Origin of the sequence: Streptomyces sporangiiformans, assembly GCF_005768555.2 — a bacterium.
In the GTDB taxonomy this organism is placed as follows: domain Bacteria; phylum Actinomycetota; class Actinomycetes; order Streptomycetales; family Streptomycetaceae; genus Streptomyces; species Streptomyces sporangiiformans.
In genome coordinates this window covers 24,065-35,622 of the sequence record NZ_VCHX02000343.1, presented here as the reverse complement: position 1 = coordinate 35,622, position 11,558 = coordinate 24,065, and the positions used below count along the sequence as shown (strand labels likewise).

Annotated in this window: 12 protein-coding genes and 1 riboswitch; of the genes, 3 read left to right on the top strand and 9 right to left on the bottom strand. The window is 71.0% G+C overall.

Going from position 1 to position 11,558, the window contains the following annotated elements; genetic code table 11:
• Nucleotides 1-179: 179 nt before the first annotated feature.
• Genes FGD71_RS44065 through FGD71_RS44035 form a run of 7 tightly spaced genes read right to left on the bottom strand, consistent with a single transcriptional unit; the run spans nucleotide 180 to nucleotide 4,966 of the window.
• Nucleotides 180-659, bottom strand: coding sequence for a PH domain-containing protein (locus FGD71_RS44065; protein ID WP_119106230.1), 480 nt, complete (start codon nucleotides 657-659; stop codon nucleotides 180-182).
• A gap of 14 nt (nucleotides 660-673) precedes the next feature.
• Nucleotides 674-1,531, bottom strand: coding sequence for an ATP phosphoribosyltransferase (hisG, locus tag FGD71_RS44060; RefSeq protein ID WP_119106229.1), 858 nt, complete (start codon nucleotides 1,529-1,531; stop codon nucleotides 674-676).
• 50 nt (nucleotides 1,532-1,581) lie between these two features.
• Entirely contained in the window at nucleotides 1,582-1,854 is a 273-nt protein-coding gene (locus tag FGD71_RS44055) for a phosphoribosyl-ATP diphosphatase (RefSeq protein WP_119106228.1), read from the bottom strand.
• A 13-nt stretch (nucleotides 1,855-1,867) separates the two neighbouring features.
• Entirely contained in the window at nucleotides 1,868-2,374 is a 507-nt protein-coding gene (gene ribH / locus FGD71_RS44050; protein ID WP_119106227.1) for a 6,7-dimethyl-8-ribityllumazine synthase, read from the bottom strand.
• A gap of 20 nt (nucleotides 2,375-2,394) precedes the next feature.
• Nucleotides 2,395-3,726, bottom strand: coding sequence for a bifunctional 3,4-dihydroxy-2-butanone-4-phosphate synthase/GTP cyclohydrolase II (locus FGD71_RS44045; RefSeq protein ID WP_119106226.1), 1,332 nt, complete (start codon nucleotides 3,724-3,726; stop codon nucleotides 2,395-2,397).
• Nucleotides 3,723-4,367 (bottom strand): nicotinamide mononucleotide transporter family protein, encoded by a 645-nt coding sequence (locus FGD71_RS44040; protein ID WP_119106225.1) that lies wholly within the window; start codon nucleotides 4,365-4,367, stop codon nucleotides 3,723-3,725. Before FGD71_RS44040 ends, FGD71_RS44045 begins: the two co-directional genes overlap by 4 nt.
• Nucleotides 4,364-4,966: a riboflavin synthase gene (locus FGD71_RS44035; protein ID WP_119106224.1), complete on the bottom strand. Its 603-nt coding sequence runs from the start codon at nucleotides 4,964-4,966 to the stop codon at nucleotides 4,364-4,366. The genes FGD71_RS44040 and FGD71_RS44035 overlap by 4 nt, the downstream gene beginning before the upstream one ends.
• A 151-nt stretch (nucleotides 4,967-5,117) precedes the next feature.
• A riboswitch (FMN riboswitch) is annotated at nucleotides 5,118-5,248 on the bottom strand.
• A gap of 331 nt (nucleotides 5,249-5,579) precedes the next feature.
• Here FGD71_RS44035 and FGD71_RS44030 point away from each other — a divergent pair.
• Nucleotides 5,580-6,467: an RNA polymerase sigma-70 factor gene (locus tag FGD71_RS44030; protein WP_119106223.1), complete on the top strand. Its 888-nt coding sequence runs from the start codon at nucleotides 5,580-5,582 to the stop codon at nucleotides 6,465-6,467.
• Nucleotides 6,468-6,570: 103 nt separating this feature from the next.
• Complete coding sequence (locus FGD71_RS44025) at nucleotides 6,571-7,317, top strand: SDR family oxidoreductase (protein ID WP_119106222.1); 747 nt, start codon at nucleotides 6,571-6,573, stop codon at nucleotides 7,315-7,317.
• Nucleotides 7,318-7,830: 513 nt separating this feature from the next.
• Here the strand turns inward: FGD71_RS44025 and FGD71_RS44015 are convergent.
• Nucleotides 7,831-9,030, bottom strand: a complete 1,200-nt coding sequence (locus FGD71_RS44015) for an ROK family transcriptional regulator (protein ID WP_119106221.1) — start codon at nucleotides 9,028-9,030, stop codon at nucleotides 7,831-7,833.
• Nucleotides 9,031-9,149: 119 nt separating this feature from the next.
• On the opposite strand from FGD71_RS44015, the gene FGD71_RS44010 reads away from it, so the two are divergent.
• Nucleotides 9,150-10,364: an MFS transporter gene (locus FGD71_RS44010; RefSeq protein WP_119106220.1), complete on the top strand. Its 1,215-nt coding sequence runs from the start codon at nucleotides 9,150-9,152 to the stop codon at nucleotides 10,362-10,364.
• A gap of 23 nt (nucleotides 10,365-10,387) precedes the next feature.
• Here FGD71_RS44010 and FGD71_RS44005 read toward each other — a convergent pair whose 3' ends face one another.
• Nucleotides 10,388-11,509: a glycoside hydrolase family 6 protein gene (locus tag FGD71_RS44005; protein WP_119106219.1), complete on the bottom strand. Its 1,122-nt coding sequence runs from the start codon at nucleotides 11,507-11,509 to the stop codon at nucleotides 10,388-10,390.
• Nucleotides 11,510-11,558: the final 49 nt, after the last annotated feature.

Sequence of the window (11,558 nt, the reverse complement as noted above, 5' to 3'; positions counted from 1 at the left end):
GGGAGGGGGCGGCGCAGGTACTACAGGACGATCCGTCCATCGCTGGAGGGAGTCACTCCTCGAATAGCAGGAGCCCCTGACTTCCGGGTGGAACATCAGGGGCGGAGGCGCAAGGAAAACACCTCCGCCAACAGATTAATCAAGACACCGGCCGATGCGGCAGGGTGGGAAGCCGAGAGTCAGCCGTGATGTTCGTCTTGCTGTCCGCCGCGCTGCCCGTCGGGGTCGCCCGTTCCGCGGGCCTCGGCGAGTGCCCGCAGCGTACGGGCATCGCTGATCGCACGCTGTTTCGCGATGCCCGGCTGGATGCCGAGCGCGGGCAGGCTGGTGCCGTCGCTCAGGTCGAGGAACACCCAGGGGTCGCCGGGGCGCAGATTGACGCGGAGGATCTCCGCCCAGGCCAGACGCCGCCGGCCGGTGATGTTGACGACCGTGACGCCGGACTCGTCGGCGACGACTTTCGGCCGCGAGAGCATCGCGAGCACCCCGAAGATCAGCGCCGCGGTGAAGACGAAGCTGACGCGCTCCCCCGGGCCGAGCTTCTCGAGCAGCAGCGCGACGGTGGTGATGACCACGAAGATCGTGGCACCGGCGGTCAGCAGGACGGCGCGGGTGCGTCCCGGCCGGAAGGTGACGGGAAGCACAGGCAGGTCCGACATGACGGGGCGGTTCCTCAGAGGCGGCAGGCGTGGATGGCCGTGGTCAGGATGGCCCGTGCGCCCAGGTCGTACAGGTCGTCCATGATCCGCTGGGCTTCCTTGGCGGGGACCATGGCACGGACGGCGACCCAGCCCTCGTTGTGCAGCGGCGACACGGTCGGGGACTCCAGGCCGGGGGTGAGCGCGACGGCGTTCTCGAGCTGCTCGACGCGGCAGTCGTAGTCCATCATCACGTACGTCCGCGCCACCAGGACGCCCTGCAGGCGCCGCAGGAACTGCTGAACCTTCGATTCGGCGTTCTCCTCGGCGTTCACGCCGGTACGGCGGATGACGACGGCCTCGGACTTCATGATCGGCTCGCCGAAGACCTCTAGGCCCGCGTTGCGCAGCGAGGTGCCGGTCTCGACGACGTCCGCGATGACCTCGGCGACGCCCAGCTCGATCGCGGTCTCGACGGCGCCGTCGAGGTGGACCACGGAGGCGTCGATACCGAGGTCGGCGAGGTGCTTGGCGACGATCCCCTCGTACGAGGTGGCGACGGTCATGCCGGCCAGGTCCTCGACGCCGCCCGCCGTGCCGGGCTTGGAGGCGAAGCGGAACGTGGAGCGGGCGAAGCCGAGCGGCAGGATCTCCTCCGCGTTGGCGCCGGAGTCGATGAGCAGGTCGCGTCCGGTGATGCCGATGTCGAGGCGGCCGGAGGAGACGTAGATCGCGATGTCGCGGGGGCGGAGGTAGAAGAACTCGACCTCGTTCTCCGGGTCGACGATGCGCAGTTCCTTGGACTCCCGGCGCTGCTGGTAGCCGGCCTCATGCAGCATCTCCGCCGCAGGGCCTGACAGGGAACCCTTGTTGGGGACGGCGATGCGCAGCATGAGGTCGGCTTCCTTCGTTCGTGCGTGGGGTTCGGAATTGCGGTGACGGCTCAGAGGTGGGCGTAGACGTCGTCCAGCGAGATACCGCGGGCGACCATCATCACCTGCACGTGGTAGAGCAGCTGCGAGATCTCCTCGGCGGCCGCCTCCTTGCCCTCGTACTCGGCGGCCATCCAGACCTCGGCGGCCTCTTCGACGACCTTCTTGCCGATGGCATGGACTCCCTTGCCAACCAGCTCGGCGGTGCGGGAGGTGGCGGGGTCGCCGCTGGCGGCCTTGTGCTGGAGCTCGGTGAAGAGCTCCTCGAACGTCTTCTTGGACATGGTGGCGTTCACTTTACGCGGTGTGGCGGCCGGTCTGACGCCAGGGCTCGGAGACGGCACGCAGCGTGGCCGCCGTGGCGACGGCCGCGGTGACCGCCTCGTGGCCCTTGTCCTCGCTGGAGCCCTCGATGCCCGCCCGGTCGAGGGCCTGCTCCTCGGTGTCGCAGGTCAGCACGCCGAAGCCGATGGGGACGCCGGTGTCCACGGAGACCTGGGTGAGGCCCTGGGTGACGCCCTGGCACACGTAGTCGAAGTGGGGGGTGCCGCCGCGGATGACGACGCCGAGGGCGACGACCGCGTCGTAGCCGCGGTCCGCGAGGACCTTGGCGACCACCGGGAGCTCGAAGCTTCCGGGGACGCGCAGGACGGTCGGCTCGTCGATGCCGAGTTCGCGCAGGGCGCGCAGGGCGCCGTCGACGAGGCCGTCCATCACCTTTTCGTGCCACTGTGCCGCGATGACCGCGACGCGCAGGTCGCCGCAGTTGCGTACGGACAGTTCAGGTGCACCCTTGCCGCTCACGTCTCTCCTCAGTGATGTGCTTACTGGTTGCCGCAGGTGGACACGGTGGCCGTGTCCAGCCAAGGCAGGTCGTGCCCCATCCGGTCCCGCTTGGTGCGCAGGTAGCGGATGTTGTGCTCGCCCGCCTTCACGGGCATCGGCTCGCGCTCGGTGACCTTGAGGCCGTGGCGGACGAGCGCGTCGGTCTTGTCGGGGTTGTTGGTCATCAGGCGGACGCTCGTCACCCCGAGGTCCTGAAGGATCTGCGCCCCGACGCCGTAGTCCCGCGCGTCGGCGGGCAGGCCCAGCTCCAGGTTGGCGTCGAGGGTGTCGCGGCCGCGCTCCTGGAGCTCGTACGCGCGCAGCTTGGACATGAGTCCGATGCCGCGTCCCTCGTGGCCGCGCAGGTAGACGACGACCCCGCGGCCCTCGGCGTGGATGCGCTCCAGGGAGGCCTCCAACTGGGGGCCGCAGTCGCAGCGCAGCGAGTGGAAGACATCGCCGGTGAGGCACTCGGAGTGGACGCGGACGAGGACGTCCTCTCCGTCGCCGATCTCGCCGTGGACGAGGGCGACGTGCTCGACGCCGTCGGCGGTGGAGCGGTAGCCATGGGCCGTGAACTCGCCGAAGCGGGTGGGGAGTCGGACCTCGGCCTCGCGGCGGACGGTGGGCTCGGCCGGGGTTGCACCCGGCGCGAGCGGAGCCGCGAACGTGAGGGAGCGACGGTAGGCGATCAGGTCCTCGATGGAGATGATCGTCAGGCCGTGCTTGCGGGCGAACGGGACCAGTTCGGGCAGGCGCAGCATGCTGCCGTCCTCGCCGGCGATCTCGACGATCGCGCCGGCCGGGCGCAGACCCGCGAGCCGGGCCAGGTCGACGGCGGCCTCGGTGTGGCCGTCGCGCACCAGGACGCCACCGGGCTTGGCGCGCAGCGGAAAGATGTGGCCGGGGCGCACGAGGTCGCTCGCCTCGGCCTCACCTCCGGCGAGCAGCCGGAGTGTGGTGGCGCGGTCGGCGGCGGAGATCCCGGTGGTGACGCCGTAAGCGGGGCCGGCGTCGACGGAGACGGTGAACGCCGTCCGCATCGACTCGGTGTTGTTGTCGACCATCTGCGGAAGCTTCAGGCGGTCGAGTTCGTCGCCTTCCATGGGCGCGCAGATCAGACCGCGGCACTCGCTCATCATGAAGGCGATGATCTCGGGGGTCGCCTTCTCGGCGGCGATCACGAGGTCGCCCTCGTTCTCGCGGTCCTCGTCGTCGACGACCACGACGGGGCGGCCGTCCGCGATGTCGGCGATGGCCTGCTCGATCGGGTCGAGTGCCAGGTCCTCTTCGATGGTGTCGGTGCTGAACCAGACGGGCGCGGCGGTCATGCCGGGGCTCCTTCCAGGACGGGCTGCGCTGCCCTGCGGGAGCGCAGCCACCAGTCGCGCATGCCCCACAGGACGAGTGCGCCGTAGATGATGTAGACGAATCCGGAGAAGGCGAAGCCGTTGGCGAAGTTGAGCGGCACGCCCACCAGGTCGACCAGGAGCCAGGCGAACCAGAACTCGACCATTCCGCGCGCCTGGGCGTACATGGCGACGATCGTGCCGACGAAGATGTACGCGTCCGGCCAGGGATCCCACGAGAGTGAGGGATAGGCGGTGAACAGGCCGCCGACCACGAGGGTGCCGAGCGCGGCACCGCCGACGAGGTAGGCGCGCTCGCGCCAGTCGGCGAACCGTACGGTGAGGGAGCCGTCCTGCGACCGCTCCTTGCCGCGGTTCCACTGCCACCAGCCCCAGGCGGCGACGGCCATCACGATGACCTGCTTGCCGGCGCTGCCGGAGAGGTGGGCGGTGGCGAAGGCCGTGAGAAGGATGGCGCCGGACAGGAACTGGGCGGGCCACGTCCATATGGAGCGCCGCCAGCCGAGCGCGAGGGCGATCAGACCGATGGTGTTGCCCATCATGTCGGCCCATCTGATGTGCTGCCCGAAGAGCGTGAACGCCTCGGAGTTCAGCCAGTTCACCGCGCGCCCCCCTGGTTGCCGAGCAGCCGCTCGACGTACTTGGCGATGACGTCGACCTCCAGGTTGACCGGGTCGCCCGGCTGCTTGAGGCCGAGCGTGGTCAGGGCGAGCGTCGTGGGGATGAGGCTGACGGAGAAGTAGTCCGGGCCCGCGTCGACGACGGTCAGGCTGATGCCGTCGACGGTGATGGAGCCCTTCTCGACGACGTAGCGCGTGAGGTCCGCGGGGAGCGAGATCTTCACGATCTCCCAGTTGTCGGACGGTTTGCGCTCGATGATCTCGCCCGTGCCGTCCACATGGCCCTGGACGATGTGCCCGCCGAGGCGTTCGCCGACGGCCATGGGGCGTTCGAGGTTGACGCGGGAGCCGACGGCCAGGACGCCGAGGCTGGAGCGGTTCAGTGTCTCGGCCATCACGTCGGCGGTGAACTCGTCGCCTTCGTGGTCGACGACCGTGAGGCAGACGCCGTTGACGGCGATGGAGTCCCCGTGCCGGGCGCCTTCGGTGACGACGGGTCCGCGGAGCCGGAAGCGGGAGGCGTCGTCGAGGTTCTCGACGGCCGTGACCTCGCCCAGCTCTTCGACGATTCCGGTGAACACTTCCCGGGTCCTCCTGCCTCTTCGGGCACGGACTCCGGGGCCTGTCGATGACGACAGCAGGTACGGACGACGACACCGGGTGCGACGCCATATCGGACATGCCCCTCAGGACACGTCGAAACAGACGGCGACGCGCACGAATGCCCGCCCGCCGCGCACTGCCTCCCATCCGGACTTTAACCGTCGGTCCAGGAATTTCACCTGGTCAACCGGCCGCTGGAAGCGACCGGGTCGCGGACTATAACCGCCGGTTCGGAGTTTCACCGACCCCGGAGTGCGCTGCTTCTGGTACAGAGCCAGTGTGCCACGGCTGATCGACGCCCATGGAGCGAATAACTGTGGGGTGGCTCACAAGACAGCGCGATGGACTTTCACGCAACAATCAATGGGGTCCAGACTCCCTGACACCCGGGAGGATCAACTCCGGCACGGGCATGGCATCTTGTGAGGTACGGGCACGGAATCTCGCGATGCGGCCACATTTGTTGACGTGGTGGTCTAGTCCTCTTAGGGTCTGCGTTCACCGGCCCGCCCAAAGAGCGACCCGGCGGCGGTGACGATCGGCCCTTGCCCCGCCGCCGGGTCTTCGCCCTGGTTCTGCCACGCTGGGGTCGTGCCCCTCTCGATCGCCGACGAGTTCGAAGGCCACCGTCCGCGTCTGTTCGGCCTGGCCTACCGCCTGCTGGGGTCCGCCGTGGAGGCGGAGGACGCGGTGCAGGACGCGTATCTGCGGTGGAGCCGCGCCGATCGCACGGTTGTCGAGCATCCCGGGGCGTGGCTCGCCAAGGTCGTCACCAACCTCTGCCTCAACCGGCTCACCTCGGCCCGCGCGCGACGCGAGCAGTACGTCGGTACGTGGCTGCCGGAACCCGTGGTCACCTCCGACGGCGCGCTCGGGCCTCTGGAGTCGGCCGAGCAGCGCGATGCCGTGTCCATGGCGCTGTTGGTCCTGCTGGAGCGGCTGACGCCGACCGAGCGCGCCGTGTACGTGCTGCGGGAGGCCTTCGCGTACAGCCACCGGGAGATCGCCGAGGTCCTCGAACTGAGCGAGGCCAACTGCCGGCAGCTCTACCGGCGGGCCGCGGGGCGGGTCACCGCGCCCGAGTCCCGCTTCGAGCCCGCGCCCGAGCAGCGGGAGGTGCTGGTGGCCTCCTTCATCACGGCGGCCCGCGAGGGCGATCTGGCCGGTCTCGAGAAGCTGCTCGCGGACGAGGTGACCTGGTGGAGCGACGGCGGCGGCAAGGTCACCGCGGCGCGCCGGCCGATCATGGGGCGCGACAAGGTCACGCGGTTCCTGGTGGGCGGCACCGAGCGGTTCGCGGCGGACATGACCTTCACGGTGGCGGAGGTCAACGGCGCGCCCGCGCTCGTCGCATGGGTGGGCGACACGCTCGTCGGCGTCCTCACGTTCGAGCTGCGCGACGGGCTGATCGCGCACCTGCGAGCCGTGGTGAATCCGGAGAAACTGGAGTTCGTGGGGCGCCGGCTCACTCGTCCGTAGCCGTCTCGCGTCCTCGCTGTCACACCCGCGGCGGCTGTCCGGTTCCTGTTGACGACGGGCGTTCCACCCCGGGAGCGCCCGACGTCCGGAAGGACCGAACAGCATGACCACGATCCTGGTGACCGGCGGCACGGGAACACTCGGCCGGCACTTGACCGAACGGCTGCGCGCGGACGGACACGACGTGCGGGTGCTCAGTCGGCACTCCGAGGAGTACGCCGTCGATCTGCGCGAGGGCACCGGCCTGGACGCGGCCGTGGCGGGCGTGGAAACGATCGTGCACTGCGCGACCTCACCCCGCGGGGGAGACGAGCGCGCGGCACGCCATCTGATCGGGGCCGCGCGCCGGGCGGGCGTGGCGCACCTCGTCTACATCTCGATCGTCGGCGTGGACCGGGTACCGCTCGGCTACTACAAGGCCAAGCTCGCGGTGGAGAAGCTGATCGAGGAGTCGGGGCTCGGCTGGACGGTGCTGCGGACGACGCAGTTCCACGATCTCCTGGCGCAGCTGTTCCAGGTCCTCGCCAGGCCGCCGGTCATGCTGCTTCCGGCGGGCGTGTGCGATCAGCCGGTCGAGGTCACCGAGGTCGCCGATCGGCTGGCCGGGCTGGCGGCGGGCGCTCCGGCGGGGCGCGTGGCGGACATGGGCGGACCGGAGGTGCGTACGTTCGCGGAGCTGGGCCGGGCGTATCTGCGGGCGCGCGGACGGCGGAGGGCGATCGTGAACGTGCCGCTGCCGGGCGCGGCGGTCCGCGGGATGCGCGCCGGTGGCCATCTGACGCCGGGGCGGGCCGTCGGCAAGGTCACGTTCGAGGAGTACCTGGCGGCGCGGTTCGGCGGCGGACGGTGACGATGAACCGCCGGACCTCGCTGCGAGCGGGCCTCGGAGTGCTCGCCGGTGCGCAAGGAGTGCTGGGCCTGTGGATCGTGCTGCTGCCGCGCACCTTCTGGGACTGGCGCTGGGTGTCGCTGATCCCGCCGTACAACGAGCATCTGGTCCTCGACCTGGGCTCGCTGAACCTGTCGCTCGCGGTGCTGCTGGGTGCGGCCGTGACCACGATGGAGCGCCGGCTGGTGTTCACCGCACTGGCCGCCCATCTGACGGCCGGGGTACCCCATCTCGTCTTCCACGCGGCCCATTTGGAGCCGTTGTCGGCGGCGAGCGGTGCCGGGTTGATGGCGCTGCTGGGCTCGGGCGTGCTGCTGCCCTCGGTGCTGCTGTGGCTGGCGGCCGGGCGGGCGGTGTTCGCCGACGGCACGACGCGGGCGGAGCCTCGCGTGGCTGATGTTCCTGCCGTTCCCGCCGTTCCCGCCGCTCCTACCGTTCCCGCCGCTCCTACCGTTCCTGCCGTTCCCGCCGCTCCTACCGTTCCTGCCGTTCCTCAGGCGCGAACAACTCGTCCTGAGCCCGCTCCCGCGCCATCAGCAACGCACCCCGGAGCACCGCCCCACCCCCCAGCACACTCGCCCGGACCTCCGTGGCCAACGGCGACATCCGGGCGAGCCGCTCCCGGACCCGCCGCGCAAGCACCTCACCCCCCGCCCGGCCTGTCTCCCCCGCCAGCACCACACACCCGGGGTCGAGCACCGCGATGACGGATGCGGCGCCGATGGCCACGCGATCGGCGAGAGCATCGAGGAAGCCGGTCGCCACGCCACTGGTGTCCGCCTTCGCCACCGCCGCCCGGACCAGGGCCGCCGCGTGCGGTTCATGGTGCCGCGCGGGTGCCGCGACGCCGTGTGCCGCGGCGAGATCGGTGATCGCCGCGGCGCCGGCGAGGGAGTGGAAGCCTCCGTCGCAGGCCGTCGCCGAGGGCAGGCCGTCGGTTCCGGGGACCGGGAGGAAGCCGATTTCGCCCGTGCCGCCGGAGGCGCCCCGGCGGAGGGTGCCGTCGAGGACGACGGCGGCACCGATGCCGTGGCCCAGCCAGAGGAGAACGAAGGTGTCGCGGTCGCGGGCGACGCCGACGCGCTGCTCCGCCAGGGCCGCCAAGTTCGTCTCGTTCTCGACGAGTACGCGGGCCGCGAGCCGGTCGTCGAGGGCGGTGGCGAGGCGGCGGTGCCACTCGGGCAGCCCGGAGGAGTCGCGGAGTTCACCGGTGGCGGGATCGATCAGGCCGGGGGCGCCGATCGCCACCGTGTGCAGACGGTCGACCCCGGCTTCCTTGGCCGTGCGCTCGACCAGCGTGACCGCCTGTTCGACGGCGGTTCCGGTGCCGGTCTCGTCGCCGATCGGCACCGATGCCTCGGCCAGCACCGAGCCCAGGAGATCCGCGACGACCACGGACACGCCCTCGGTGCGGACGTCGAGCGCCGCCAGATGCGCCCGGTCCGCGATGATCCCGTACAGGCGGGCGTTCGGGCCGCGGCGCTGTTCCCCGGCCTCCCCCACGACGGCGATCAGCCCGGCGGCCGCGAGGCGTTCCACCAGGTCGGCGACGGTGGGCCGGGACAGTCCGGTCAGCTGCTTCAACTGCCCTGCCGTCAAAGGACCCTCCTGCTGCAGCAGCCGCAGGGCGAGCCGGTCGTTGATGGCCCGGGCGATGCTGGGTGATGCGGGCATGCCGGGATCCTTCCAGACCGGAGATCAGGTAGCACGGCCCGATATCCGCTATCTATCAGGCAGGCTCCCTGATAGTTTACGTCGGCAGACCGGGCAGGCGCGAAGGAGGGCCGAGAGGCGTGAGTGAAGTGGTCTACGACGCACGTGAGTTGAAGCGCGCCCGGTACGCCGTGGCCACGGTCTTCGCCGTGCACGGCGCGGTCACGGGCTCGTTCGCGACCCGCGTCCCGTGGATCCAGGACCATGCCGCGGTGAGCGCGGGCCAGCTCGGCCTGGCGCTCGCGTTCCCCGCGTTCGGCGCTTCCGTGGCGATGCCGCTCGCCGGCCGTATCAGCCACCGCTTCGGCGCCCGCAATGCCCTGCGCGGCCTGATCTCGCTGTGGACGCTCGCCCTCGTCCTGCCGGCCCTCGCGCCGAACCTGCTCACCCTGTGCTTCGCGCTCTTCGTGTACGGCGCCACGGCGGGCATGGCCGACGTGGCGATGAACGCGCTGGGCGTCGAGATCGAGACCCGCCTCAACAAATCGATCATGTCCGGTCTGCACGGCATGTGGAGCGTGGGCGCCCTGATCGGTTCGGCGGCCGGCACCCTCGCCGCGCACCTGGGCTCGGACGCCCGGCTGCACCACACGCTCGCGGCCGCGGTGCTCACCCTCATCGGTGTGGCCGCCTGCCAGGGCGTACTGGACCTGAGGCCCACGGAGGGCGAGGAAGCGCCCCCGCGCTTCGCGCTGCCGCCCAAGTCGGCGCTGCTCATCGGTGCGGTCGGGTTCTGCGCGGTGTTCGCGGAGGGCGCGAGTCTGGACTGGTCGGCGGTCTATCTGCGCGACGTCCTGGACAGCTCGGCAGGGGTCGCGGCCGCGTCCACGACGGCCTTCACGCTCACCATGGCACTCGCGCGGATCGCGGGCGACGCCGTGGTGGACCGCTTCGGACCGGTCCGTACCGTACGCGTCGGCGGTGTCCTCGCGACCCTCGGCGGGCTGCTCGTCGTGGTGGCCCAGAACGCGGTGGTGGCGATGAGCGGCTTCGCGCTGCTGGGCCTCGGCATCGCCGTCGTCGTGCCGCTCTGCTTCGCGGCGGCCGGACGCAGCGGACCCAACCCATCCCAGGCCATCGCGGGCGTCGCGACCATCACCTACACCTCGGGCCTGATCGCTCCTTCCGCGATCGGCTCGCTCGCGGACGCGACGAGCCTGGTGGTGTCCTTCGGCCTGGTGACGGCACTGGCCTTCGGGCTCGCCGTGTTCGCGGGCGTCCTGCGCACCGGCGGTCGGCAGATCGACGGAAAGGTCGACGCTCCGGACCCGGCGGTCCCCGGCCCACGGTCCTGAACCCCGAGCGGGTCCTGTGAGGCTCAGCGCGCCAAGTCGTAGGCGTAGTCGGGTGTGAACTTCCCCGGCTCGCCCCTGCATCCGTCGGACTCCCCCGGCAGCTTCACCCACAGGTAGGCGTCGATACGGGCCTGTCCGGTACGCAGGGTCGGCGCCTGCCCCAGTTTCCGGCCCGCCGGATCGCACCACTCGCCGGCGGCCGGGGCGCCGTTCCCGTTGCGGCTCGTGTCGATCACGGCGCCGAGGCCCGCGGAGCCGCCGAGTGTGCCGAGAATCTGCCGGACGTACGCGATCTCCGCGCCCGTGCGGTTGAAGTTGGAGACGTTGCTGAAGACGCCGTCCGAGCCGGCGGCCGAGGCGGCGCCCGCCTGGCGCAGCAGAGAGGCCTGTTTCGCGGCGGAGTTCCAGTCGGAGTGACCCGCGTCGTAGTAGACCCGGGCCTTGGGGTTCGCGGCCTTGAGGACGCGGCCCGCGCGGGCCAGCGAGGCGAAGCGGTCGGCCCGCTCACCTGCCGAGAGGCAGTCGGACTGGGCGATGGCGTCGGGCTCCAGGATCACGATGACCTCGCCGGAGCCAAGTCCCGCCGCGAACTTGTCGATCCACGCGTCGTACGCGCCGAGATCCGTCGCCCCGCCCTCGGATGCCCCGCCGCAGTCGCGCTGCGGTATCGCGTACGGCACGACGATCGGGACGCTCCCCTGGGCCGAGCCGCCCGAAGTGACGGCCCTGACCCGCGCGGTGATGTTCGACGGCGTGAAGTCCGCGAACCAGACCGCCGCCGGGCGGTCCGCTATCCGGGACTCTATGACCGAGCGGCGCGGATCGTCGCGGTGGGTGCGGACCCAGTCGAGGACCTGGGATTCGGGGTAGCGGTAGAGCCGGGCCGACCCGGCACCGGCCGTCGGCTCCTTGGGCTTGCTCTTCGAGGGTTTCGGGCTCGGCTTGGCCGAGGACGGAGACGGGGAGGGCGTCGGCGAGGCGGACGTCGTCGAGGGCGAGGAGGTCGGCACGGCCGGGCCCGGCTCCAGGAGCAGCGACCTCGTCACCGCCGGGCGGGCCTCGTCGGTGTCACGCCCGTCGTCGAGTGCGGAGATCATCCCCGTCGCTGTGCCCACGGCGACCACGGCCGAGGCCACACCCACCATGGCACCCCGCCTGGCGGCCCGGCTGCGCTCGGCCCTGCGTTCGGCCAAG

What these genes read in the sequence shown, in the direction of transcription:
- FGD71_RS44065 (WP_119106230.1), bottom strand. Translation starts at nt 659, where the DNA reads ATGTCGGACCTGCCTGTGCTTCCCGTCACCTTCCGGCCGGGACGCACC.
- hisG (WP_119106229.1), bottom strand. Translation starts at nt 1,531, where the DNA reads ATGCTGCGCATCGCCGTCCCCAACAAGGGTTCCCTGTCAGGCCCTGCG.
- FGD71_RS44015 (WP_119106221.1), bottom strand. Translation starts at nt 9,030, where the DNA reads ATGCCCGCATCACCCAGCATCGCCCGGGCCATCAACGACCGGCTCGCC.
- FGD71_RS44005 (WP_119106219.1), bottom strand. Translation starts at nt 11,509, where the DNA reads ATGGTGGGTGTGGCCTCGGCCGTGGTCGCCGTGGGCACAGCGACGGGG.
- FGD71_RS44025 (WP_119106222.1), top strand. Translation starts at nt 6,571, where the DNA reads ATGACCACGATCCTGGTGACCGGCGGCACGGGAACACTCGGCCGGCAC.
- FGD71_RS44055 (WP_119106228.1), bottom strand. Translation starts at nt 1,854, where the DNA reads ATGTCCAAGAAGACGTTCGAGGAGCTCTTCACCGAGCTCCAGCACAAG.
- FGD71_RS44045 (WP_119106226.1), bottom strand. Translation starts at nt 3,726, where the DNA reads ATGACCGCCGCGCCCGTCTGGTTCAGCACCGACACCATCGAAGAGGAC.